The sequence below is a fragment of the Streptomyces sp. NPDC048643 genome (assembly GCF_040650615.1).
Taxonomy (GTDB): domain Bacteria; phylum Actinomycetota; class Actinomycetes; order Streptomycetales; family Streptomycetaceae; genus Streptomyces.
The window spans coordinates 106,843-129,982 of the sequence record NZ_JBEZHO010000017.1 but is presented as its reverse complement, the minus strand read 5'-3'; the positions used below and the strand labels follow the sequence as shown (position 1 = coordinate 129,982).

The 23,140-nt window shown below is 72.1% G+C and carries 20 protein-coding genes and 1 pseudogene; 13 read left to right on the top strand and 8 right to left on the bottom strand.

What is annotated here, in order from left to right:
* The first annotated feature begins 114 nt into the window (after positions 1–114).
* Entirely contained in the window at positions 115–420 is a 306-nt protein-coding gene (locus AB0C62_RS19275; RefSeq protein WP_362974649.1) for a hypothetical protein, read from the top strand.
* 166 nt (positions 421–586) lie between these two features.
* Here the strand turns inward: AB0C62_RS19275 and AB0C62_RS19270 are convergent, their stop codons facing one another.
* Together AB0C62_RS19270 and AB0C62_RS19265 are read right to left on the bottom strand one after the other, a co-directional pair.
* Complete coding sequence (locus AB0C62_RS19270; RefSeq protein ID WP_362974647.1) at positions 587–1,360, bottom strand: hypothetical protein; 774 nt, start codon at positions 1,358–1,360, stop codon at positions 587–589.
* Positions 1,361–1,497: 137 nt separating this feature from the next.
* A complete protein-coding gene (locus AB0C62_RS19265; RefSeq protein WP_362974645.1) occupies positions 1,498–3,171 on the bottom strand; it encodes a PucR family transcriptional regulator ligand-binding domain-containing protein in 1,674 nt (557 codons plus the stop codon).
* Positions 3,172–3,580: 409 nt separating this feature from the next.
* Between AB0C62_RS19265 and AB0C62_RS19260 the strand changes: the two genes are divergently transcribed.
* The 6 genes from AB0C62_RS19260 (at position 3,581) to AB0C62_RS19235 (ending at position 11,818) form a co-directional block, all read left to right on the top strand.
* Positions 3,581–4,471, top strand: a complete 891-nt coding sequence (locus AB0C62_RS19260; protein ID WP_362974643.1) for a xanthine dehydrogenase family protein subunit M — start codon at positions 3,581–3,583, stop codon at positions 4,469–4,471.
* Positions 4,471–5,073 carry a (2Fe-2S)-binding protein gene (locus tag AB0C62_RS19255; protein WP_362974641.1) on the top strand — a complete coding sequence of 201 codons (603 nt, stop codon included), beginning with the start codon at positions 4,471–4,473 and terminating at the stop codon, positions 5,071–5,073. The genes AB0C62_RS19260 and AB0C62_RS19255 overlap by 1 nt, the downstream gene beginning before the upstream one ends.
* Positions 5,074–5,075: 2 nt before the next feature.
* Positions 5,076–7,463 carry a molybdopterin cofactor-binding domain-containing protein gene (locus AB0C62_RS19250; RefSeq protein ID WP_362974639.1) on the top strand — a complete coding sequence of 796 codons (2,388 nt, stop codon included), beginning with the start codon at positions 5,076–5,078 and terminating at the stop codon, positions 7,461–7,463.
* A gap of 280 nt (positions 7,464–7,743) precedes the next feature.
* Complete coding sequence (locus AB0C62_RS19245; RefSeq protein ID WP_362974637.1) at positions 7,744–9,201, top strand: NCS2 family permease; 1,458 nt, start codon at positions 7,744–7,746, stop codon at positions 9,199–9,201.
* Between the two features lie 42 nt (positions 9,202–9,243).
* A complete protein-coding gene (locus AB0C62_RS19240; protein WP_362974635.1) occupies positions 9,244–10,398 on the top strand; it encodes an XdhC/CoxI family protein in 1,155 nt (384 codons plus the stop codon).
* A gap of 244 nt (positions 10,399–10,642) precedes the next feature.
* Positions 10,643–11,818 carry a glycoside hydrolase family 6 protein gene (locus AB0C62_RS19235; protein WP_362974633.1) on the top strand — a complete coding sequence of 392 codons (1,176 nt, stop codon included), beginning with the start codon at positions 10,643–10,645 and terminating at the stop codon, positions 11,816–11,818.
* 221 nt (positions 11,819–12,039) lie between these two features.
* Here the strand turns inward: AB0C62_RS19235 and AB0C62_RS19230 are convergent, their stop codons facing one another.
* From AB0C62_RS19230 to AB0C62_RS19210, 5 genes and pseudogenes are all read right to left on the bottom strand, one after another.
* Complete coding sequence (locus tag AB0C62_RS19230; protein ID WP_362974631.1) at positions 12,040–12,480, bottom strand: SRPBCC family protein; 441 nt, start codon at positions 12,478–12,480, stop codon at positions 12,040–12,042.
* 197 nt (positions 12,481–12,677) lie between these two features.
* Positions 12,678–13,448 carry a polysaccharide deacetylase family protein gene (locus tag AB0C62_RS19225; protein WP_362974709.1) on the bottom strand — a complete coding sequence of 257 codons (771 nt, stop codon included), beginning with the start codon at positions 13,446–13,448 and terminating at the stop codon, positions 12,678–12,680.
* 86 nt (positions 13,449–13,534) lie between these two features.
* Positions 13,535–13,972 (bottom strand): annotated as a pseudogene (locus AB0C62_RS19220) (FAD:protein FMN transferase); the annotation flags it as partial.
* A gap of 92 nt (positions 13,973–14,064) precedes the next feature.
* Positions 14,065–15,438 (bottom strand): diacylglycerol kinase family protein, encoded by a 1,374-nt coding sequence (locus tag AB0C62_RS19215; protein ID WP_362974629.1) that lies wholly within the window; start codon positions 15,436–15,438, stop codon positions 14,065–14,067.
* A 147-nt stretch (positions 15,439–15,585) separates the two neighbouring features.
* A complete protein-coding gene (locus AB0C62_RS19210; RefSeq protein ID WP_362974627.1) occupies positions 15,586–16,071 on the bottom strand; it encodes a helix-turn-helix domain-containing protein in 486 nt (161 codons plus the stop codon).
* A gap of 100 nt (positions 16,072–16,171) precedes the next feature.
* Between AB0C62_RS19210 and AB0C62_RS19205 the strand changes: the two genes are divergently transcribed.
* Positions 16,172–16,663, top strand: coding sequence for a PaaI family thioesterase (locus AB0C62_RS19205; protein ID WP_362974625.1), 492 nt, complete (start codon positions 16,172–16,174; stop codon positions 16,661–16,663).
* 22 nt (positions 16,664–16,685) lie between these two features.
* Here AB0C62_RS19205 and AB0C62_RS19200 read toward each other — a convergent pair whose 3' ends face one another.
* Positions 16,686–17,075, bottom strand: coding sequence for an NUDIX domain-containing protein (locus AB0C62_RS19200; RefSeq protein WP_362974623.1), 390 nt, complete (start codon positions 17,073–17,075; stop codon positions 16,686–16,688).
* A 175-nt stretch (positions 17,076–17,250) separates the two neighbouring features.
* On the opposite strand from AB0C62_RS19200, the gene AB0C62_RS19195 reads away from it, so the two are divergent.
* The 5 genes from AB0C62_RS19195 (at position 17,251) to AB0C62_RS19175 (ending at position 23,072) form a co-directional block, all read left to right on the top strand.
* Positions 17,251–17,886, top strand: a complete 636-nt coding sequence (locus tag AB0C62_RS19195) for a DUF1345 domain-containing protein (protein WP_362974621.1) — start codon at positions 17,251–17,253, stop codon at positions 17,884–17,886.
* Between the two features lie 150 nt (positions 17,887–18,036).
* Positions 18,037–19,089 (top strand): Dyp-type peroxidase, encoded by a 1,053-nt coding sequence (locus AB0C62_RS19190; RefSeq protein ID WP_362974619.1) that lies wholly within the window; start codon positions 18,037–18,039, stop codon positions 19,087–19,089.
* Positions 19,090–19,091: 2 nt separating this feature from the next.
* Complete coding sequence (locus AB0C62_RS19185; RefSeq protein WP_362974617.1) at positions 19,092–19,934, top strand: family 1 encapsulin nanocompartment shell protein; 843 nt, start codon at positions 19,092–19,094, stop codon at positions 19,932–19,934.
* Between the two features lie 230 nt (positions 19,935–20,164).
* Entirely contained in the window at positions 20,165–22,729 is a 2,565-nt protein-coding gene (locus AB0C62_RS19180) for an ATP-dependent Clp protease ATP-binding subunit (RefSeq protein WP_362974615.1), read from the top strand.
* Positions 22,730–22,793: 64 nt separating this feature from the next.
* A complete protein-coding gene (locus tag AB0C62_RS19175; RefSeq protein WP_362974613.1) occupies positions 22,794–23,072 on the top strand; it encodes a hypothetical protein in 279 nt (92 codons plus the stop codon).
* Positions 23,073–23,140 lie beyond the last annotated feature (68 nt).

Here is a 23,140-nt window from a genome sequence, read left to right as displayed (position 1 = left end):
AGCCGTACGGTCCGCGCAACACTCTCCGCCGCCGGGAACCCGCACCGCCCGCGGCCGCGTGCCCCGGTGCACAGGTTCCGGGCGAGAGCCCGACCGCAACCGGGGGAGAGAGCCATGCCAGACCCGTCCTGGGCGGCGCAGCAGCAGGCGCAGCAGGCCGCTCAGCAGGCCCAGCAGATCCACCAGAACCATGTCCGCATCCACCGCAACGCGCACGACATGGCCCGCGTCCACGGGGGTTCGCCCCGCACGCACCGCCCGACGGCCCACACCGGCGCGGGACGTGGCGGCGGCCTCGGCGGCTTCCTGACGTTCCTCGTCGTGGTGGCCGTCGTCGTCTGCCTGGTCCGCGACCCCGGACTCCGCCACGACGTCACGACGTTCGCACGGGACCTGCTGGCACGGATCCAGAGCAGCTGACGGCTGCCCGCCCTCCCCGGCGGGCGCGCGACGGTGGCCACGGCCTCGCCGGGTCACCGGACCGCCCGTCCGCAGGGGCGCCGTTCACCCGTCGCGGGGCCACGCCGATCCGAACCGCCCGGCCCCGCCGTGGGCGCACGTGTCGCGCGTGCGCCCACGGGTCCGGTCAGGCCGTCGCCGCGGGCGGCGTCAACTGGGTCGCCAGCCAGGTGGGTACGCCCCCCAGCAGCCGAAACAGCCGGCCCGCCTCCGCGCGGAGCCGGGAGGCCTCCGGCTCCGACTCGGCGTCAGCGAGCGACGCCAGCGCCGGGGCCGTACCGACGAGATAGCCCAACTCCTCGCGGATGCGCAGGGACTCGGCGAAGCCGTGCCGGGCCTCCGCCAACTCCCCCTCCCGCAGGGCGAGTCCGGCGAGGTGCCGCCAGGTGAAGGACATCAGCAGTGGATCGTCCTGGGCGGTCGCGCCCGCGTGCGCCCGTCGGTACGCCGCCCGGGCCGCCTGCGGTGCCCTGGCCAGGTTCTCGGCGAGCAGTCCGCGCCGGAAGTCCAGCAGGGCCCGTCCGGGAGCGCCCGGCGCGATCAGGGCGGCGGCCCGGCCGAGTGCGGCACGTGCCTCGTCGGCCCGGTCGCGCACGCTCAGCAGGGTGGAGGCGTAGGCGAGTTGACCGCGTTCGCAGGCCGCCGCGCCGCGCTCGTCGTCGCTCTGCGCGAGGGCCTCGGCGGTGCGCAGCGCGTCCTCCGCCTCCGCCCACCCCTGCTCGGTGTAGAGACAGCGTTCGACGAGCAGTGAAGCTCTCTGGAGCGAGGCCTCCGCCGTGTGCGGCTGGAGCAGCGCCGCCGCGTCGGCCCAGCAGGCGCGCGAGCGCAGCCGCCATACCGCGGTCTGGAGTGGATCGTCCCCTGCAGTCGTTCCGGAACCAGACATGGCGGTATGCGCCACGTTGCCCTCCCCGAGCACACCATTGAGCTGTTGAGTGGTGGCATCTCAGCACGGATCACCGGGCCCGGCCAAGAGGGTGGGTGAAGGATTTCACAAAGTGGCGGGGCGGGGCCGGTCTCCCGGGACCCCGCCGCGGTTCAGCTCATCCGCAGGGCCAGGAAGAAGTCCAACTTGTCCTCCAGGCGCGACAGGTCACGGCTCGTCAACTGCTCGATCCGCCCGACGCGGTAGCGCAGCGTGTTGACATGCAGGTGCAGACGGGCCGCGCAGCGCGTCCAGGACCCGTCGCAGTCGAGGAACGCCTCCAGGGTGGGGATCAGTTCGGCGCGGTGCCGGCTGTCGTAGTCACGCAGCGGGTCGAGGAGCCGTGCGGTGAAGGCGCGTCGGACGTCGTCCGGCACGAAGGGCAGCAGCAGGACGTGCGAGGCCAGCTCCTGGTGCCCGGCCGCGCAGACCCGCCCGGGGCGTGCCGCGGCGACCCGGCGGGCGTGCCGGGCCTCCTCCAGGGCGCCGCGCAGCCCCTCGGCCGAGTGCACGGCGGCGCTCACCCCGAGCGTGAGCCGCCCGTCGTCGTTCAGCCCGGCCGACAGCGGGGCCCGTACGGCCTCCAGGAGCCGGTCGGCGTGCAGACCCGCGCCCGAGCCGTCGTCGTCGGCCGAGACCGCCGGGAGGGGGACCAGCGCGATGGCCTCGTCACCCGTGTGGGCGACGGCTATCCGGTCGGAATGTTCCGGCCCCGAGGACAGCGGGTCCACGAGGATCTCCTCCAGCAGCGTCTGGGCCACCGGACCCCCCTCGATGTCGCCGCCCTCCCACTCCACGCGCGCCACCACGACCTGCCAGTGCGGGGCCGCGCCGAGGCCCGGCAGCAGCACCGGCGCCGCGACCCGCAGCCGCGCCGCGATCTCGGCGGGCGCCGCGCCCGTCTGGACCAGCTCCAGGACCTCCTGCGCGAGCCGCCGCCGCACCGTGCGCGCCGCGTCCCGCCGATCCCGCTCCACGGCGATGAGTTGGGTGACGCCCTGAAGCAGGTCGAGGCGCTCCTCGGGCCAGTCCCCGGCGTCCGCCTCGACGGCGAGCAGCCAGTCGGAGAGCACCGTCTCGCGGACGTCGCGCGAGGCGGTCGCCGCGCGCGCCGCGGAGCGGATCGGGAAGAGCGAGTACGTCGCCGGGCCGACCGTGACCCGGTGCGGTCCACGGCGCCCGGTGCGGGCCGCCGCGAGGTGCTCGGCGGCCAGCCTGGCGCAGATGTCCGCGGGCAGCTCGCCGCCCGCCGCCTTCGACCCGGCGACGGTCCGTCCGGCGGGGGACAGCACCCAGGCGCGCAGGTCGAGGTCGGTGCCGAGCAGGTCGAGGACCACGTCGGGGCCCCCGCCGGCGGGGCCCGACGTCATCATCCGGCGGTGCCGGTCGACCACGGCGGCCAGGTCACCCGCCCGCTCGCCCGAGACCTGGCGCACGACGTGCTCGGTGATGGTCGCGAAGGCCACCGACTCGTTCACGGCGAACAGCGGCAGGCGGTGCCGGGCACAGGCGAGGACCAGGTCGTCGGGGATGTCACCCAGCTCCGCCTCACCCGCCGCGAGGCCCGCGACGCCGGTGCTCGCGAGGATGCGGACGAAGGGCTCGGAGTCGCTCGCGTCGTGCCGCCAGGCGAGGCCGGTGAGGACCAGCTCGCCGCCCGAGAGGTACCGGCTCGGGTCCTTGAGGTCCGTGGTCATCACACCGCGGACGGTGCGGTCGAGCTCGTCCTCGCCGCCGAGCAGCCGCAGGCCCAGCGCGTCGGTGTCCAGCAGTGCGCGCAGCCGCATTCTCGTCGCCGCCGTTCTTTGTCTCGAAATCTACGATGAAGCGTCGGTGAGGTCCCCGCGAGCGGGTCCCCGGGCCGCGCGGAGCCGGTCCGCGGGCGTCGGGCGTCAGTGAGCCGGTCCCCGGGTCGTGGCCTGGGCTTCCGCGAGCCGCGCCCACTGTCTCCAGAGGGCTGTGGTCACTGTTTCCAGGGGAAACCGGGGAGGTAACTGATGGCCTCCGTTCATACGAATCTACAAGATGCGCGCGCTGGCCAGCCAACTCCTTCATGGTTTCGGTGACTGACCCCCGTATGGGACAGCGCTGTGTACTGGCCTCACTCCGCGTTAACACCTCATGAACGAGCCGGGCCGCCCGCACACGATCTGGCTTGATCAGAACGACCGACGACACGAATGAAGAGAGCCACTCATGGACTTCCTTCGCCCCGCCAGCTGGGAGGAGGCGCTCGCCGCAAAGGCTGAGCACCCTACGGCTGTGCCGATTGCGGGTGGCACCGATGTGATGGTCGAGATCAACTTCGACCACCGCAGGCCCGAGTACCTGCTGGACCTCAACCGCATCGGCGAGCTGAGCGAATGGGAGGTCGGCGAGGAGAGCGTGCGTCTGGGCGCCTCCGTCCCGTACACCCACATCATGGAGAACCTGCGCGGCGAGCTGCCGGGCCTGGCCCTCGCCTCCCACACGGTGGCCTCCCCGCAGATCCGCAACCGCGGCGGAGTCGGCGGCAACCTCGGCACCGCCTCCCCGGCCGGCGACGCCCACCCCGCCCTGCTCGCGGCCGGCGCCGAGGTCGAGGCCGTCTCCGTCCGCGGAACGCGCCTGATCCCGATCGACGCGTTCTACACGGGCGTGAAGCGCAACGCGCTCGAGCCCGACGAGCTGATCAGGGCCGTGCACGTCAAGAAGGCGGACGGCCCGCAGCAGTACTCGAAGGTCGGCACCCGCAACGCGATGGTGATCGCGGTGTGCGCCTTCGGCCTGGCCCTGCACCCCGACACCCGGACGGTCCGCACCGGCATCGGCTCGGCGGCGCCGACCCCCGTCCGAGCCAAGGCCGCCGAGGAGTTCCTGAACGCCGCGCTGGACGAGGGCGGCTTCTGGGACAACGGAAAGATCATCACCCCGTCGGTCGCCAAGCAGTTCGCGGACCTGTGCTCCGCCTCCTGCAACCCGATCGACGACGTCCGCGGCACCGCGAGCTACCGCCGCCACGCGGTGGGCATCATGGCCCGCCGCACGCTGACCTGGACCTGGGAGTCGTACCGCGGCGGCGCCGCCCGCACGGAGGGAGTCGCATAATGCGCGTCAATTTCACGGTCAACGGCCGCCGGCAGGAGGCCGACGACGTCTGGGAGGGCGAGAGCCTCCTGTACGTCCTGCGCGAGCGTATGGGCCTGCCCGGTTCCAAGAACGCCTGCGAGCAGGGCGAGTGCGGATCCTGCACCGTCCGGCTGGACGGCGTGCCCGTCTGTTCGTGTCTGGTCGCCGCCGGACAGGTCGAGGGCCGCGAGGTCGTCACCGTCGAGGGGCTCGCCGACTTCGCCAAGCAGCGCGCGGAGCACGGGGGTTGCGCCACCGGCGCCTGCGGCACCGCGGAGAAGGGCGGGACCTCGCTCGACGCCGCCAAGGGCTGGGCCGCCAAGGGCCAGGACTCGCAGACCGGCGAGGGCACCGAACTCTCCCCGATCCAGCAGGCGTTCATCGACGCCGGCGCCGTCCAGTGCGGCTTCTGCACCCCGGGTCTGCTGGTCGCGGCCGACGAGATGCTGGAGCGCACCCCGAACCCGACCGACGCGGACATCCGCGAGGCGCTGTCCGGCAACCTGTGCCGCTGCACCGGCTACGAGAAGATCATGGACGCGGTCCGCCTGGCGGCCGCCCGGCAGTCCGAGGGGGTCTGACCATGGGAACCACCGGCACGCCCACGAACATCACGCAGGGCTCCAAGACCAAGGGCGGCATCGGCGAGTCCACGCTCCGCCCGGACGGCACCCTCAAGGTGACCGGAGAGTTCGCGTACTCCTCCGACATGTGGCACGAGGACATGCTGTGGGGGCAGATCCTGCGCTCCACCGTCGCGCACGCCGAGATCGTGTCGATCGACACCTCGGAGGCCCTCGCGCAGCCCGGCGTCTACGCCGTCCTGACCTACGACGACCTGCCCACCGCGGTGAAGACCTACGGCCTGGAGATCCAGGACACCCCGGTCCTCGCGCACGGCAAGGTACGCCACCACGGCGAACCCGTCGCGATCGTCGCCGCCGACCACCCGGAGACCGCGCGCCGCGCCGCCGCCAAGATCAAGGTGGAGTACAAGGAGCTGCCGGTCGTCACGGACGAGGCGTCCGCGACCGCGCCCGACGCGATCCTCATCCACGAGGGCCGCGACGACCACCACATCGGCCACGTCCCGCACCCCAACATCGTGCACCGGCAGCCGATCGTCCGCGGAGACGTCGAAGAGGCCGCCAAGAGGGCCGACTTCGTCGTCAAGGGCGAGTACACCTTCGGCATGCAGGACCAGGCCTTCCTCGGCCCCGAGTCCGGACTGGCCGTGCCCTCCGAGGACGGCGGCGTCGAGCTGTACATCGCCACCCAGTGGCTGCACTCGGACCTCAAGCAGATCGCACCCGTCCTCGGCCTGCCCGAGGACAAGGTCCGCATGACGCTCTCCGGCGTCGGCGGTGCCTTCGGCGGCCGCGAGGACCTGTCCATGCAGATCCACGCCTGCCTGCTGGCCCTGCGCACCGGCAAGCCCGTCAAGATCGTCTACAACCGCTTCGAGTCCTTCTTCGGACACGTCCACCGCCACCCCGCGAAGCTCTACTACGAGCACGGGGCGACCAAGGACGGCAAGCTCACCCACATGCGGGCCCGGATCGTGCTCGACGGCGGCGCGTACGCGTCGGCCTCCCCGGCGGTCGTCGGCAACGCCTCCTCGCTCAGCGTCGGCCCGTACGTCGTCGAGGACGTCGACATCGAGGCCATCGCGCTCTACACCAACAACCCGCCCTGCGGCGCGATGCGCGGCTTCGGCGCGGTCCAGGCGTGCTTCGCCTACGAGGCGCAGATGGACAGGCTCGCCGACCAGGTGGGCATGGACCGGGTCGCGTTCCGCCAGCTCAACGCCATGGAGCAGGGCACGCTCCTGCCGACCGGACAGCCCGTGGACTCGCCGGCGCCGGTCGCCGAACTCCTGCGCCGCGTCAAGGCGATGCCGCTGCCGCCCGAGCAGCAGTGGCTCGCCGCGGGCGAGGAGGCCGACGTACGCCAGCTCCCCGGCGGACTGTCCAACACCACGCACGGTGAAGGCGTCGTCCGCGGTATCGGATACGCGGTCGGCATCAAGAACGTCGGCTTCTCCGAGGGCTTCGACGACTACTCCACCGCCAAGGTCCGCATGGAGGTCGTCGGCGGCGAGCCGGTGGCCACCGTGCACACCGCGATGGCCGAGGTCGGCCAGGGCGGCGTCACCGTCCACGCGCAGATCGCCCGCACCGAGTTGGGCGTCACGCAGGTGACCATCCACCCCGCCGACACCCAGGTGGGCAGCGCCGGTTCGACGTCCGCGTCCCGTCAGACGTACGTCACCGGCGGCGCCGTCAAGAACTCCTGCGAGCTGGTCCGCGAGAAGGTCCTGGAGCTCGGCCGCCGCAAGTTCGGCACGTACCACCCGGCGTGGGCCACCGCCGAACTCCTGCTGGAGGGCGGCAAGGTCGTCACCGACGGCGGTGAGGTCCTCGCCCACCTGGCCGACGTGCTGGAGGGCGAGGCGGTGGAGATCGAGGCCGAGTGGCGGCACCGCCCCACCGAGGCCTTCGACCTGCGCACCGGCCAGGGCAACGGACACGTCCAGTACTCCTTCGCAGCGCACCGCGCCGTCGTGGAGGTGGACACCGAACTCGGCCTGGTCAAGGTCATCGAACTGGCCTGCGCCCAGGACGTCGGCAAGGCGCTCAACCCGCTGTCCGTCATCGGCCAGATCCAGGGTGGCACCACCCAGGGCCTGGGCGTGGCGGTCATGGAGGAGATCATCGTCGACCCGAAGACCGCGAAGGTGCGCAACCCCTCCTTCACGGACTACCTGATCCCCACCATCCTCGACACGCCGACCATCCCCGTCGACGTGCTCGAACTCGCCGACGACCACGCCCCGTACGGGCTCCGTGGCATCGGCGAGGCCCCGACTCTGTCGTCCACGCCGGCCGTCCTCGCGGCGATCCGGAACGCGACGGGTCTGGAGCTCAACCGGACGCCGGTGCGCCCCGAACACCTCACGGGCACCGTGTAGCACCGGCCGCGACTCTCCGGGCGGCGCAGGGAACGTCACACTTCACCGCGCCGCCCGGAGCACCCGGAACCGCACCGCTCGCGGGCCGGGTGCCGACAGAGAGCAGCACAACAGGCACGTACCGCAGCAGAGTTCCTCTGGTTTCACTCGTTCGTCTCGGGCCGTCCCCCGGGTCGTGCGGCCGAAGCACCTTCCCAAATCCCGTAACCGTGTTCGCGGTTCCAGCAGCCGTCAGGGCGGCTGTGGCGGGTGCCCCTTTGAACCTTGGGAGTAGGCCCACATGACCCAGCAGTCACTGGAGCCGAAGACCGCCGCGGCGGACGCGGGCGCGGGCAGCCGCGTTCCGGCCGGACGGTCTTGGCTCGACCGGTACTTTCACATATCCCAGCGGGGAAGCTCGATCGCGCGTGAGGTGCGTGGCGGCGTCACCACCTTCATGGCGATGGCGTACATCCTGCTGCTCAACCCCCTCATCCTGTCCGGCAAGGACGTGGCGGGGGACGTGCTCGGCCAGAAGGCGCTGATCACCGCGACCGCGTTCGCGGCGGCCTTCACCACGCTTCTCATGGGGTTCGTCGGCAAGGTGCCGCTGGCCCTGGCCGCCGGACTGTCCGTGTCCGGTGTGCTTTCCTCGCAGGTCGCCCCGCAGATGACCTGGCCGCAGGCCATGGGCATGTGCGTGATGTACGGCGCGGTCATCATGCTCCTGGTCGTCACCGGCCTGCGCGAGATGATCATGAACGCGATCCCGCTGGCGCTCAAGCACGCCATCACCATGGGCATCGGCCTGTTCATCGCCCTCATCGGCCTCGTGAAGGCCGGCTTCGTCCACCAGGGCAAGGCGACCCCGGTCAGCCTGGGTGCCACCGGTGAACTCGCCGGCTGGCCCGTCCTGCTCTTCGCCGCCACCCTGCTGCTGATCTTCATGCTCCAGGCGCGCGGCGTCCCCGGCGCGATCCTCATCGGGATCATCTCCGGCACCGTCCTCTCGGTCGTCCTCAACGCCACCGGGGTCATCGACCCCGAGCAGTGGGCCAGCGGGGCACCCGAGCTGCACGGCAGCGCGGTCTCCATGCCGGACTTCTCGCTCTTCGGACACGTGGAGTTCGGCGGATGGGGCGGGGTCGGCGCGATGACGGTCGGCATGATCGTCTTCACGCTGGTGCTCGCCGGGTTCTTCGACGCGATGGCCACCATCATCGGCGTCGGCACCGAGGCCAACCTGGCCGACGCACAGGGCCGGATGCCGGGCCTGTCGAAGGCGCTGTTCATCGACGGAGCGGGCGGCGCGGTCGGCGGTGTGGCCGGAGCCTCCGGTCAGACGGTCTTCGTGGAGTCCGCGACCGGCGTCGGCGAGGGGGCCCGCACCGGCCTCTCCTCCGTCATCACCGGCCTGTTCTTCGCGGCCTGCCTCTTCTTCACCCCGCTCACGGCGATCGTGCCCGGCGAGGTCGCGGCAGCGGCCCTGGTGGTCATCGGCGCGATGATGATGATGAACGCCCGCCACGTGGACTGGGCCGACCGGGCCACCGCGATCCCCGTGTTCCTCACCGTGGTGATCATGCCCTTCACCTATTCGATCACCGCGGGCGTGGCGGCCGGTGTGATCAGTTACGTCGCCATCAAGATCGCCCAGGGCAAGGCACGGGAGATCGGGGCCTTCATGTGGGGTCTCACGGTGATCTTCTTCGTCTACTTCGCGCTCAACCCGATCGAGAGCTGGATGGGCGTCCACTGACGCTCCGGCTCGCTCCACGCAACCGCTGTTAAGGAGACCGAGATGCTGGACATCGCCGAAGAGCTGCACCGGTGGGTCGAGCAGGGCCGTGACTTCGCCGTCGCCACCGTCGTGGCGGTCGGCGGCAGCGCGCCCCGCCAGCCGGGCGCCGCACTGGCGGTCGACGCCGAGGGCACGGCCATCGGCTCGGTCTCGGGCGGTTGCGTGGAGGGGGCGGTCTACGAGCTGTGCCGGCAGGCCCTGGAGGACGGCGACACCGTCCTCGAACGCTTCGGCTACAGCGACGACGACGCCTTCGCGGTCGGACTGACCTGCGGAGGTGTCATCGACATCCTCGTCACCCCGGTCCGCGCGCGGGACACCGCCCGCCGGGCCGTGCTCGCGACGGCGCTGGCCGCCGTCGCGGACGGGCAGGCGACGGCCGTCGCACGGATCGTGAGCGGCCCCGCCGACCTGATGGGCCGCGCCCTCCTCGTACGATCCGACGGAACGTACGAGGGCGGCTTCGGCGCCCACCCCGAACTCGACCGCACGGTGGTGGGCGAGACGGTGGCCCAGCTGGACGCGGGCCGCACCGGCACCCTGGAGATCGGAGAGCAGGGCTCTCGTTGCGGAGCACCGCTCACCGTCCTCGTGGAGTCGTCCGTCCCGCCGCCGCGCATGATCGTCTTCGGCGCGATCGACTTCGCCTCGGCACTGGTCCGCATGGGCAAGTTCCTCGGCTACCGCGTCACCGTGTGCGACGCCCGCCCGGTGTTCGCGACCCGGACCCGCTTCCCCGACGCCGACGAGATCGTCGTGGACTGGCCGCACCGCTACCTGGAGAGCACGGACGTCGACGCCCGGACCGTCCTGTGCGTCCTCACCCACGACGCCAAGTTCGACGTCCCGCTGCTCCGGCTCGCCCTGCGACTCCCGGTGGCGTACGTCGGCGCCATGGGCTCCCGGCGCACCCACCTCGACCGCAACCAGCGGCTCCGCGAGGTCGGCGTGACCGAGCTGGAGCTCGCCCGCCTCAGGTCGCCCATCGGCCTGGACCTCGGGGCACGCACCCCCGAGGAGACCGCGCTGTCCATCGCCTCGGAGATCGTGGCCAACCGGCGCGGTGGCAGCGGCACTTCACTGACCGGCGCCCACACGCCGATCCACCACGACCCGAACTCGGTCCCGGCCCGCCGCATCGGCTCGGTGGCCTGAGCGGCGACCCGCGCGAGGCCCGTCACGGACAGTGGCGGGCCTTTTCCGTCACCTCGCCCGGGTGCCGACGTGGCTCGCGTCGCGCCCCGCCGGTCCTCACGCGCCGACTCCCGGCGCGCGACCCTCCCCTCGCGTTCCGCCGATTCCGCCACGTGTATTGACGTAGGCATGCTGCTCGGCGAGTCTCCTGTGGGAGCGCTCCCGCACGTCCCTCGTGACCGTTGTGACCCAGGAGTGAACCCCGATGAGACGACGTACCCCCACATGGCTCGCGGCCGTGTCCCTCGGCCTCACGGCCCTGCTCGGCGCACCCCCGGCGCACGCCGCGGAGAGCCCGGACGCCGCGGGGCGCGGGCCCGCGCTGTACGTCCCGGACGCCAACCCGGCCGCGTACCGGCAGGCCCTCGACCTCGCCAAGGCAGGCCAACTCCGCGACGCGGCAGGCATCCTGACGATGGTGAACACCCCGCAGGCCGTGTGGTTCGGCGACCAGACGCCGGCCGAGGTGGAGCGGCAGATCAGGGCGGTGGTGCGGGACGCGGGCCGCGATCACGCGACCGTGGTGCTCGCCCTGTACAACATCCCCGGCCGTGACTGCGCCAACTACTCGGCGGGCGGGGCCGCGAACACAGCGGAGTACGAGGAGTGGATCGACGCCGTGGCGCGGGGGATCGGCCACGGCGACACGATCGTCACCCTCGAACCCGACGCCCTCGCCCTGCTGCCGTCCGACTGCGGCCAGGACGACGCGCAGGGCACGAAGACCGCCGCCCGCTACACCGAGGTCAACTACGCGGTCGACACGCTGGAGCCGCTGTCCGGGACACGGGTCTACCTCGACACCGGACACCCGGGCTGGCACACGGTCGACTCCATCGTGCCGCGCCTGATCAAGGGCGGGGTCGCCCGGGCCTCCGGCTTCTACACCAACGCCTCGAACTACAACACCGACGACGCCAACTCCTGGTACGGCAAGCTGATCTCGTCCTGTCTGGCGTACGCCGCCGGTGGGGGAGACGTCGCGGCGTGCCCGAGTCAGGGGTGGCCGCGGGTCGACGCGCAGGCCTGGCTCGACACGCACGTGCACACGCCCGCCTCACGGATGAAGCACTTCGTCACCGACTCCAGCCGCAACGGCCGGGGCCCCTGGACCCCGCCCGCGGGCAAGTACACCGACGCGCAGGACTGGTGCAACCCGCCGGACCGAGGCCTCGGCGCGCGCCCGACGCTGCGCACGGGAGACCCGTTGCAGGACGCCCGCCTGTGGATCAAGACGCCCGGCGAGTCGGACGGCCTCTGCCTGCGGGGAACGGCGGGCCCGCAGGACCCGGAGCGCGGGACGGTCGACCCGGACGCGGGGGACTGGTTCCCGCAACAGGCCCTGGAACTGGCGCGGTTGGCCAACCCGCCGCTTCTGTAGGCGAGTTGACGCTCGGTGGACTCGGTGCCCCGCCGCTCCCGGGCGGTGGGACGCCGCTGTCGGTGAGGCGGTGCCGTTCCCCGGCCCTTGGACGGTGCCGCCCGCTGACCGACCGTGAACCGGGGGCTGTTCGTCGGGGCCGGGCAGGTGCCGCGGACGAGAGCCGACGAGACCGGGGGGGAAGTCCACGCCGGGAGTCCCCGCCCCGCGGCCAGGCGTTGTCAGTCCTGCCGCAGCAGCGCGTCCGTCGCCCGCCCGAACATCCACCGCGCCGACCGTTCCAGCGGGCGGTCGGCGAGGCCGGGCAGTCCCCGTACGTTCACGTCCTCGCGCCAGACCACCCGTGAACCCCCGTCGTCCTTCGGGTGGACCTCGATCTCGGCCCACCCGGTGACGAACCTGCCGCGCTTCTCCAGCCGGCAGCGCCCCGGGCCCCCGTCGAGCGGTGGCCGCCAGACGGTGACCTCCATCGGGTCGTCGAACCCGAGGAACCCGATCCCCGACCGCGCCACGAACACCGTGCCCGGCCCGGTCGGCGGCGGGGTGCGCACGGTGACCCGGGTCAGCGGGACGACGTCCGCGTGCCGGGGCCAGTCGGTCAGGCGGCGCCAGCTGTCGGCGACGGAGTGCCGGGACGCTCGTTCCAGGACGAAGAGGACCACGGAACGAGCCTAAGGGCGGACCCGGCCGGAAGCGCGACCCGGGCGGGACGGCGTCGTCGAGTCGGAGCCCTGGCCGGAGGTGCGCCCGCGCCCGCGGACGAGGCCGGCCCGTGCCCGAGTCGGGGGCCGAGCCCGAGGCGGAGTCGGCGCCGGGCGCCCCGAGTGTGCCGTCGCGCGCGGTCCGCGTCGGTGCGCGGTCAGGGCCGGTACACGGTGCCCGGCTCGGCCTTCCCCGGCGCCAGCAGTTGGGGGACGGTGACGAACACGTACCCGCGTTCCTTCAGCGCGTCGATGATCCCGGGCACCGCGGGCACCGTGCCCGGATAGAGGTCGTGCAGCAGGATGATCCCGTCCCGGGACGACTGCTGCAGGACGCGCTTCGTGATCAGCGCGGAGTCGTCCGTCTGGTAGTCCTTGGCCGTCACGCTCCACAGGACCTCCGCGAGCCCCTCCTCGCGCGCGATCCGGTGCACGGTGTCGTCCGTGCGGCCCTGCGGCGGACGCATCAGCGTCGGCTTGTGGCCGGTGAGCCGTTCTATGGCCTCGTCCGGGCGCCGCAGCTCCTCCCGTATCTCCTTCGGGGATATCCGGGTGAGGATCCTGTGGTCCCAGGTGTGGCTGGCCACCTCGTGGCCCTCGGCCGCCATGCGTCGGACCAGATCCGGGTACTTCTCGATGTGCCGCTTGCCCAGCAGGAAGAACGTCGCCGGGACCTTCTTCTCCTTGAGGATGTCGAGCAGCCGTGCCGAGTGCTCGCTCGGGCCCGCGTCGAAGGTCAGCGCGATGCACTTGGCCTTCCGGCAGTCGACGGCCCCGAACCCCGCCCGCAGTACGGCGTCCTCCGCGTCGGCCCGCGCGGCGCTCGGCGCGGTGGTGTGCAGCGTCGTGCATCCCGTGAGCGGGAGGGCCAGAGCGACGGCGGCGGAGATCGCGGCCACGGCACGGAACCCGGGCAGGGGTCTTTTCATCTTCCAGGGCAGAGAAGGCATGCGCGCACTATACATACCGTGTATACACGGTATGTATAGTGCTCCGTGCTGGGCTGCCTCGCTGGTCAGGGGCTTTTTTGGGCCTGGCCGACGGCTCGGGCGGCGCTCTTCGGGGAGTGCTCGGCCCGCAAGGGAAACCCCGCCGTCCGCAGGACCCGGCGTTCCGCGTCGACCGCGAACACCTCGCAGCCGGGACGGGCCGCCGTCCGCGCGACGCCCCCCGGATCCAGGGCGAAGGCCGCCGGCGCGGTGGCGTCCGCCTCGGTCGGCGCGGGCGCCACCACGGTGACGCCGAGCAGCCCGGCCGCCGGACGGCCGGTGCGGCCGTCGAGGATGTGGTCGCCCCGCTCGTGGCGCGCGGACGTGGCCACCGCCCCGTCGGTGATCTCCACCACCGCGCACAGCCGGTCGGCCCGCTCCGGATGGCGCACCCCGACGCTCCAGGGACCGCCGGCGACCACCACGTCACCGCCGGCGCTGACACGGAACCGGCGGACGCCCGAAGGCCGACAGGCCCTGGGTCGTTCGGGGTGACCCGGGCGACCGTCTCGCGTCTCCGGGACGCGGGTCGCTCCTGCGGGCGGACGCGGGGCGGTCAGACGAGCTTGCGCAGGGTGTCCGGGCCCGGCGGCTTGTGTCCCGGGCGTCGTACGCCGGCCGTGCGGCCCACGAGCAGGGCCAGCGACAGGAGGCGCCGCCAGTCGAGGGCGGGCTTCGCCGTCGGGACACCGGGCCGGTTCTTCGGGACGCGCACACGCAACGCACCCGGCTCGACCCGGCAGTGCACCGGCGTCGGCAGGACCATCGCCTCGCCGTCGATGCCGACCTCCAGTTCGTCGCTGTCCGCGCCGACGACCACCTCGCGCGCGGTGAGGACCGAGAGGCCGCCCGGGTCCGGGGCGAGCAGCAGGGCCGCGGCCTCCACGGCGCTGTCGACCTTGACGCCGAGGATGCCGAGCAGCCCCGAGTCGAGTCGCTCGCGGCGGCCCAGGCCGGCGGACTCGTTCGTGCGGTAGGGGTTGTTGCTCACCAGCAGCGCCTGGGGTGCGTCGAGGGTCGTGCCGGCGGCCTCCGCGGTCAGCTGCGGCCCGCGCTGGCGGGTGAGCAGGTCCGGGAGGAGCTGCAGTGAGGTGCCGATCTTGTCGTCCCGGTAGGCGGGATCCTGGACGACGGCGGCGTAGGCGCCGAACGACGCGTTGTTGACGAAGGGGTGGCCCCCCGCGAAACCGAGGTCGACGCGCAGCTCGACGCCGTTCGGCAGGGCGTCGAGACAGGTGGACGGGTCGTCGCGGTCGAGACCCAGGTCCATCGCGAAGTGGTTGCGGGTGCCGGCCGAGATCACCAGGAACGGCAGCCCGTGTTCGACGGCGACGGCCGCGACGAGCGCCTGCGTCCCGTCGCCGCCCGCGACGCCCAGCAGATCCGCGCCGTCCGCGACCGCCTGCCGGGCCAGCTCGGTCACGTCCTGGTGGTTCTCCGGGTCGAGCAGCACGACCCGCGCACCGAGCCGCTCGGCCTTCTCCACGAGACCGAACTGCTCCACCTTGCCGCCGCCGGAGCGCGGATTCATCAGGACGAACGGCCGTCGCGGCGGTGGGGTGCGGTGTTCCTTCATGGGCCGGACCCGGCCCCGGGCGCTCCGCAGCGCGTACCGGCCGCACCAGACCGCGAGGATCCACAGCACGGGCGACAGCAGCAGCGTCCACAGCAGCGTGACCGCGAGGACCACGATGACGCCGAGGGGTACGGCGATCGCCAGCAGCCCCGCGATCCAGCGCGCGGGGCCGCGCCGGGTGAGCATCCACCACAGCGCCGCCGCCGCGACGGCCATGCCGACGACGGCGGCGATCAGGAGCAGCACACCGCGCAGCCCACCGGTGAAGAGCGGCACGGCCACCGCGAGCGCCGCCGCGGCGAGCGACGCCCTCGCCGCCCACCGCTCGCGGGCCGGGGGTCTCGTGTCCGTCATCGTTCCTCCACCGCTCGGTCACTCACGCTCTGACCTCACCGTACGAGAGGAACCGCGCCGCCGGTCACGCGGACCCGGTCGGCCGGGCCCGGCCGGTTCGTCGAACCCGTGCTCCGGGCGGCCACGCCGGCTGCGCCCACCGCTCCCTCAGGGGGCGGTGACAGCGCCGTCCGCGCGCTTCGCGGAGGGGCCGGGACGGGTGCGCGCGTCGGGTGGGATCAGCTCGCCGTGCCCCGCTCCGCAGACGACCGCCGTACGGACCTGCTCGCCGCAGCCGTCGTGCACGACCTCCAGGGGCGGGCCCTCGGGATCCGCCGTGTAGCGGTCGCCCCACTGCTTCAGAGCGATCATGGCGGGCCACAGCTCCCAACCCTTGCGCGTGAGCCGGTACTCGTACCGGGTGCGGCTGCCCGGTTCGCTGTACGGGACGGTGTCCAGGATCCCGGCCGCGACGAGCTTCCGCAGCCGGTCGGCCAGCACGCTCTCGGACAGACCGACATGACGGCGGAAGTCGTCGAACCGCCGCACGCCGTTCATGGAGTCCCGCAGGACCAACATCGACCACTTCTCGCCGATCAGGTCGAGCGTCCGCTGGACCGTGCAGTTGTCGGTGCTGGTGTCGAGCCACGTCATGGGGCCCATCGTAGGCTGGCTGTGTCATTGACAGCCAGGTCCCGTCCTGGCTAACTTCGAAAAAAGAAGGCAGATCGGGCCGAGCGAAACGGGGAGAGTCATGGGCAGGTCACGCACGTACGACTGGGAGGACCCGGCCGTCTCCGCGTCAGCCGTCGGGCACTACAGCGGGCTCGACTTCCTCCGCGAGGTGCAGGCAGGACGCCTCCCCGCGCCACCGATCGCGGCGACCCTCGGCATGACCCTCGACGAGGTCGAGCACGGCCGCGCCGTCTTCTCCCTGGTCCCGGGGGAGGAGCACTACAACCCCATCGGCAGCGTCCACGGCGGGGTGTACGCCACCCTGCTCGACTCCGCCGCGGGGTGCGCCGTGCAGTCCGTGCTGCCCCCGGCCATGGGCTACACGTCGCTGGACCTGACCGTGAAGTTCCTGCGGCCGGTCACCGTGGACACCGGCAGGATCCGCGCGGTCGGCACCGTCCTCAACAGCGGCCGCCGTACGGCCCTCGCCCAGGCGGAACTCCTCGACGAGGCCGACCGGCTGCTCGCCCACACCACCAGCAGCTGCCTGCTGTTCCCCGTCCCCGTCTGAGCGTCACGGGAACGGACCGGCCCTACAGGGGGGTGTGACCCTCCAGGTACTGCCGTACGGCAGGGGGCAGTCCGGTGCCGATGGCCTCCGCGAACGGGGTCCAGCGGAGCTGCTCCGCACTGAGCCGGGCCTCCGCCGAGGGGGTGTCGCTCAGCAGCCGGCACACCACGGTCGACGGGCCGGCCACCGGCCCCTCCACCGCCTCGCCGTCCGCCTCCAGGAGCGAGGAACCGTCCACGAGGTAGCCGGTGAGTTCGTAGACCACGCGCGCCGCCGTGGCCTGCGGGCGCTCGGCCAGTTCCGGGGGTCCCGACGGCAGCCCCAAGCCGTTCGGCGCGTCGACGAGCAGCAGCAGGCCGTCGTCCACGACGACCGCCTCCACCGTGTCCCGGGCGGTCTGCTCCAGTGTCATGGCCCAACCGTTCCTTCCGTAGCCGCGCTACCGTCGGGCCGGTCCCGTCCGGGTGCTCCGTTCCTACCCGGCGGGCGTCGGTTCACGCGGCGCGGGCACCTCCCGGCGCCGGAGCCTCCGCCCCCGCTCGTTCCCACCGGGCTGCGGCGTCCCAACGGGACTAACGTGGCGGCGTATGAGGATGACGCTCCCCCTGGACGCGGTGCCGCGCCTCACCGGCGCGGTGGTGCTCGGTGCCGCGGTCGGCGTGGCCGTGGGACTGCCGACCGACGTCCTGCTGGGACTGCTGGCCGGGATCGCGGCGACGGAGCTGTTCTTCGTCCTGGCGGGCTGGGTGGTGCTGTGGCCCATGGACGCCGCGGCCACCCGGCGCAACACACGGCGCGAGGACTTCCGGCCCGTGACCGACGAGTTCGTGGTGGTGGCGGTCGCCCTGTGCGGGCTGTTCGCGATCGTGCTGCTGCTCGTGCGCGGAGGCAGGGCGGACGACGGACACGCGGCGGCCGTCACGGCCCTGTGCGGCGTCTTCCTCGCCTGGTCCGCGCTGCACCTGATGTACGCCACCCGCTACGCCTACCTGTACTACGAGCACGACGGCGGCATCGACTTCAATTCCGACGACCCGCCCTCGTACCGCGACTTCTTCTATTTCAGCTACAACCTCGGAATGACCTATCAGGTCTCCGACACCGACGTGTCGAGTTCCGAGATCCGTTCCATCGTGCTCAGACATTCCCTCCTCTCGTACGTGTTCGGCACCAGCATTCTCGCCACGGCCATCAACGTCGTCGTCGGAATCGTCAGCGGCTGACGTGACGGGAGCCGGACGCACGCGCTGACGTGTTCACGGCACCGGGCGTTCGGATCTCGTGCGGATTCCTCCGGCACGCAGCAGGATGGGGAAAGAACCGACCGTCCCGCACGCGAGGGACACTGGCGCGTCTTACGAGGAGGCCGACTCTTGGCTGAGCGACAGGCCGTCATCTCCCGACCGGCCAGGGCCACCGTCTTCCTCGTCCTCACCGTCACGCCGGGACACGAGGACACGGTCCGCGACCTCCTGGAGGACGTGTCGGGCCTGCGCCGCTCCGTCGGCTTCCGCGCGCCCGGCGACCGGCTCGCCTGCATCGTGGGCATCGGCTCCGACGTCTGGAACCGGCTGTTCGACGGGCCCCGCCCGCAGGAGCTGCACCCCTTCACCGAGTTGAACGGCAAGCGGCACCGGGCCCCGTCCACCCCCGGCGACCTCCTCTTCCACCTCCGGGCCGACCGGATGGACCTCTGCTTCGAACTGGCCCGGCTCATCATGGAGCGCCTCGACGGCGCGGTCACGACCGTCGACGAGGTCCACGGGTTCAAGTACTTCGACGAGCGCGACCTGCTCGGCTTCGTCGACGGCAGCGAGAACCCGGAAGGGCGGCTCGCCACCGACTCCGTGTTCGTCGGCGACGAGGACCCGGACTTCGAGGGCGGCAGTTATGTGATCATCCAGAAGTACCTGCACGACATGGCCGCCTGGAACGCCCTGCCCGACACCGAGCAGGAGAAGGTCATCGGGCGCACGAAGGCGGCCAACGTCGAGCTCCCCGACGACGTCAAACCCGCCGACTCCCACGTCGCGCTCAACACCATCACCGACGACGACGGCGACGAACGCAAGATCGTGCGGGAGAACATGCCGTTCGGCACGCTCGGCGAAGGCGAGTTCGGCACCTTCTTCATCGGCTACGCGCGCACCCCCGACGTGACCGAGCAGATGCTGCGGAACATGTTCCTCGGCGACGGCCCGGCCCCGCACGACCGCATCCTCGACTTCTCGACCGCGATCACCGGCTGCCTCTTCCACGTCCCGACCGTCGACTTCCTCGACGACCTGCCCGCCGCCCCCGGCGAGGAGCAGGCGGACGTTCCCGCGGCCCCCGGCGAGGAGACGGCGGCGGACCCGCCCGCCCCTCCCGCGGAGCGGCCCACGGCGAACGGCTCGCTGGGCATCGGCAGCCTCAAAGGAGTCTGAACATGACCACGTTCGACGGCACCGGCAACCTGCACCGCGAACTCGCCCCCATCACGCCCGCCGCCTGGGCCGAGATCGAGGACGAGGCGCGCCGCACCTTCCGGCGCAACCTCGCCGGACGGCGCGTCGTGGACGTCACCGGCCCCGAAGGCCCGGAACTCGCGGCCGTGGGCACGGGCCACCTCTCCGGCATCGACGGGCCCTCACCCGGGGTCACCGCCCGGCTCCGCCACGTCCAGCCCCTCGTCGAGCTGACCGTGCCGTTCCGGGTGGGCCGCGACGCCGTCGACGACGTCGACCGGGGCGCCAAGGACTCCGACTGGCAGCCGGTCAAGGACGCCGCCCGCACCATGGCGTTCGCCGAGGACCAGACCGTCTTCAACGGCTACGCCGCCGCGAGCGTCGACGGGCTGCGGGCCCGCACCTCCAACCCGGTGCTCCGCCTGCCCGCCGAGCCGCGCGACTTCCCCGACGCCGTCAGCCACGCCCTGAGCACCCTGCGGCTGGCCGGCGTCCAGGGCCCGTACACGCTGCTGCTGGGCGCCGAGGCGTACACGGCGGTCAGCGAGACCTCCGACCACGGTTACCCCATCGCCGCCCACCTCGGCCGGATGCTCGACGGCCGGCTGGTCTGGGCGCCCGCCGTCGAAGGGGCCTTCCTGCTCACCACCCGGGGCGGCGACTACGAACTGCGGCTCGGCGAGGACCTCGCCATCGGGTACACCTCGCACGACGCCGACGGCATCGACCTGTACTTCCGCCAGACCCTGACCTTCCTCGTCTACACGGACGAGGCCGTCGTGGCCCTCGACCCGTGGACCGACGCCGGCACGGACAAGGGCTGACAGGGACCGACCGGCACCGACAGGCGCCTCGGCGGACCGACGTCCGCTTCGGGTACGCGCGGTCCGGTCCCGTCGGTCTGCCCAACCCGCTTTTCCCCGAGGCGAGTTCACCGTGCGCGGGTGAATTGGCGCGGCCGACGGACCCGGCCCGAGCGGTCTCCCCTCCGGTTGCGGAGCAATAGGCCCCGCGAAATGGTGGAGAGTACTCATCGCCGCTCCGGGAGCTGCTCATGTCGATGTCGACGTACGGTTTCGGCTCGTCCGATCCTTTCGGCGAATTGCTGAACCGCTTTTTCGGTATGTCACCCGCGTCGTCCCCACCCGCGGTGCAGCGCGTGCCGATCGGTCGGCTGCTGACCGAGTCCTCGCAGGAGCTGCTCAACCTGGCCGCGCAGCGGGCCATGGAGGACGGCACCTCCGACCTCGACACGGAACACCTGCTCTGGGCCGCCACGAAGGTGGAACCCTCGCGCTCGCTGCTGGCCCAGGCCGGAGTCGATCCCGACGCCCTCGCGGCGCAGCTGGCCGAGGTGCTGCCCCGGGAGGCCAGTGAGCCGTCGTCGGAGCCGGGCCTCACCCCGGCGGCCAAGCGCACCCTCGCCACCGCCTACGCCCGCTCGCAGGCCTCCGGGGTCTCCTACATCGGCCCCGAGCACATCCTGGGCGCCCTGCTCGGCGACGCCGACAGCGGCGCCGCCCAGCTCCTGCGCGCCGACGGACAGGACGCGCAGAAACTGGCGGGCCTGACCGAGCGCGCCGCACGCCAGGAGAACCGCGCGTCCGCCGAGCCCGACCAGCCCGCGACGACCCTGGACGAGTTCGGGCGGGACCTGACCGAAGAGGCCAAGGCGGGAAAGCTCGACCCGGTGGTCGGGCGGGCCGAGGAGATCGAGCAGACCATCGAGATCCTCTCCCGCCGCTCCAAGAACAACCCCGTCCTCATCGGCGAGCCCGGCGTCGGCAAGACCGCCATCGTCGAGGGGCTCGCCCAGCGCATCGTCTCCGGTGACGTCCCCGAGACCCTGAAGGGCAAGCGCGTCGTCTCGCTCGACCTGTCCGGCATGGTCGCCGGCGCCCAGTACCGCGGGCAGTTCGAGGAACGCCTGAAGAAGGTCATCGAGGACGTCCAGGACTCGGACGGCGAGATCATCCTCTTCATCGACGAACTCCACACCGTGGTCGGCGCGGGCGCGTCGGGCGAGAGCTCGATGGATGCCGGCAACATGCTCAAGCCCGCCCTGGCGCGCGGAGAACTGCACGTCGTGGGCGCCACGACCATCGACGAGTACCGCAAGTACGTCGAGAAGGACGCCGCGCTCGAACGCCGCTTCCAGCCGGTGCTGGTCCCGGAGCCGACGGTCGAGGAGACCGTGCAGATCCTGGAGGGACTGCGCGACGCCTACGAGGCGCACCACCAGGTCCGTTTCGCCGACGGCGCCCTCGCCGCGGCGGCCGAGCTGTCCGACCGCTACATCAGCGACCGGTTCCTGCCCGACAAGGCGATCGACGTGATGGACCAGGCGGGCGCGCGGGTACGGCTGCGCAGCGCGAGCCGCTCGACCGAGGTCGCCGAACGCGAGGACCGCATCGCCAAACTGCGCCGCGAACGCGACCAGTCCGTCGCCGCCGAGGACTTCGAGCGGGCGGGCCGGCTCAAGCAGCAGATCGCCGAGGCCGACGGGGAACTCGCGGGCATCGAGGAGCGCCGCGCAGGCGTCGTGTCCGTCACCGCCCGCGACATCGCCGACATCGTGTCCCGGCGCACCGGCATCCCCGTCTCCCAACTCACCGCCAGCGAGAAGGAGAAGCTCCTCAAGCTGGAGGAGGAGATGCACTCCCGCATCGTCGGCCAGGACGAGGCGGTCACCGCCGTGTCGCAGGCGGTACGCCGCAACCGCGCCGGCATGGGCGACCCCAACCGTCCCGTCGGCTCCTTCCTCTTCCTCGGCCCGACCGGCGTCGGCAAGACCGAACTGGCCAAGACCCTCGCCGAACTGCTCTTCGGCGACGAGAACCGCATGACCCGCTTCGACATGAGCGAGTTCCAGGAGAAGCACACGGTGGCCCGCCTGGTCGGCGCCCCTCCCGGCTACGTGGGCTACGACGAGGCCGGCCAGCTCACCGAGAAGGTCCGCCGACAGCCGTACAGCGTGGTGCTGTTCGACGAGGTGGAGAAGGCGCACCCCGACATCTTCAACACGCTGCTCCAGATCCTCGACGACGGACGGCTCACGGACGGCCAGGGCCGCACCGTCGACTTCCGGCACTGCGTCGTGATCATGACCTCCAACATCGGCGCGCACCTCATCCTCGACCACAAGGGCGACGTGTCCGAGCTGAAGGACGTGCTGATGGACGAGTTGCGGACCCGGTTCCTGCCGGAGTTCCTCAACCGCATCGACGACATCATCATCTTCCACGGCCTCAGCGAGGACGACCTCGGCGAGATCGTCGACCACCTGCTCGGCCAGAGCGAACGCCGGGTGCACGCGCAGGGCATGAAGCTGGAGGTGACGGACGCGGCCAAGAAGCTGCTCGTCGCCCACGGCCACCAACCCGAGTTCGGCGCACGCCCGTTGCGGCGGACCATCCAGACCGAACTCGACAACCGCATCGCGGAACTGCTGCTCAGCGGCGAGGCCGAACCCGGCGACACGATCGTCGCCGACGTCCGGGACGACACGGTCGACTGCACCGTACGCAAGGGCGACGGCCCGGCGGACGAGGACCGGGGGAACGGCGGCACCGCGGACGGGCAGGACGGCGTGACGAACGACGGGACGGAGGACTCCTGACACCGAAAGGCGTGCCCGCGCGGGCGAACGTCCGCCCCGGGCAGTCCATTTGAGGAGGCTGCGCATGACGCACCACAAGTCCAACCGAGCTGTCGAAGGCGATCCGGAGCACGGCCACAGCAGGGGAATGCCCCGGCGGGTCGACGAGGACGAGCTCCAGGCGCGTACGGAACGCGACCGGCGTGAGGTCGGTCTGCCGGGCGGGCCCACGGAGGACCCGGACGCCGAGTACCGGCAGGAGCGCGAGGAGATCGACCGCGAGGTCGGCACCGGTGAGATGCCCTCCGGCAGGGTCACCCGGCGTGAACGGGATCCCTTCCCGCCGTCGCACTACGAGCGCTGAACGAACGACGACGGCCGACCGCGGGACCACGCTCAGCGTGGTCCCGCGGTCGGCCGTCCGTCGTCCTC

What these genes read in the sequence shown, in the direction of transcription:
- AB0C62_RS19185 (WP_362974617.1), top strand. Translation starts at nt 19,092, where the DNA reads ATGACCACGTTCGACGGCACCGGCAACCTGCACCGCGAACTCGCCCCC.
- AB0C62_RS19240 (WP_362974635.1), top strand. Translation starts at nt 9,244, where the DNA reads ATGCTGGACATCGCCGAAGAGCTGCACCGGTGGGTCGAGCAGGGCCGT.
- AB0C62_RS19265 (WP_362974645.1), bottom strand. Translation starts at nt 3,171, where the DNA reads ATGCGGCTGCGCGCACTGCTGGACACCGACGCGCTGGGCCTGCGGCTG.
- AB0C62_RS19200 (WP_362974623.1), bottom strand. Translation starts at nt 17,075, where the DNA reads ATGACACTGGAGCAGACCGCCCGGGACACGGTGGAGGCGGTCGTCGTG.
- AB0C62_RS19250 (WP_362974639.1), top strand. Translation starts at nt 5,076, where the DNA reads ATGGGAACCACCGGCACGCCCACGAACATCACGCAGGGCTCCAAGACC.
- AB0C62_RS19245 (WP_362974637.1), top strand. Translation starts at nt 7,744, where the DNA reads ATGACCCAGCAGTCACTGGAGCCGAAGACCGCCGCGGCGGACGCGGGC.
- AB0C62_RS19225 (WP_362974709.1), bottom strand. Translation starts at nt 13,448, where the DNA reads ATGAAAAGACCCCTGCCCGGGTTCCGTGCCGTGGCCGCGATCTCCGCC.
- AB0C62_RS19215 (WP_362974629.1), bottom strand. Translation starts at nt 15,438, where the DNA reads ATGACGGACACGAGACCCCCGGCCCGCGAGCGGTGGGCGGCGAGGGCG.
- AB0C62_RS19235 (WP_362974633.1), top strand. Translation starts at nt 10,643, where the DNA reads ATGAGACGACGTACCCCCACATGGCTCGCGGCCGTGTCCCTCGGCCTC.
- AB0C62_RS19275 (WP_362974649.1), top strand. Translation starts at nt 115, where the DNA reads ATGCCAGACCCGTCCTGGGCGGCGCAGCAGCAGGCGCAGCAGGCCGCT.
- AB0C62_RS19180 (WP_362974615.1), top strand. Translation starts at nt 20,165, where the DNA reads ATGTCGATGTCGACGTACGGTTTCGGCTCGTCCGATCCTTTCGGCGAA.
- AB0C62_RS19175 (WP_362974613.1), top strand. Translation starts at nt 22,794, where the DNA reads ATGACGCACCACAAGTCCAACCGAGCTGTCGAAGGCGATCCGGAGCAC.
- AB0C62_RS19205 (WP_362974625.1), top strand. Translation starts at nt 16,172, where the DNA reads ATGGGCAGGTCACGCACGTACGACTGGGAGGACCCGGCCGTCTCCGCG.
- AB0C62_RS19210 (WP_362974627.1), bottom strand. Translation starts at nt 16,071, where the DNA reads ATGACGTGGCTCGACACCAGCACCGACAACTGCACGGTCCAGCGGACG.
- AB0C62_RS19195 (WP_362974621.1), top strand. Translation starts at nt 17,251, where the DNA reads ATGAGGATGACGCTCCCCCTGGACGCGGTGCCGCGCCTCACCGGCGCG.
- AB0C62_RS19255 (WP_362974641.1), top strand. Translation starts at nt 4,471, where the DNA reads ATGCGCGTCAATTTCACGGTCAACGGCCGCCGGCAGGAGGCCGACGAC.
- AB0C62_RS19260 (WP_362974643.1), top strand. Translation starts at nt 3,581, where the DNA reads ATGGACTTCCTTCGCCCCGCCAGCTGGGAGGAGGCGCTCGCCGCAAAG.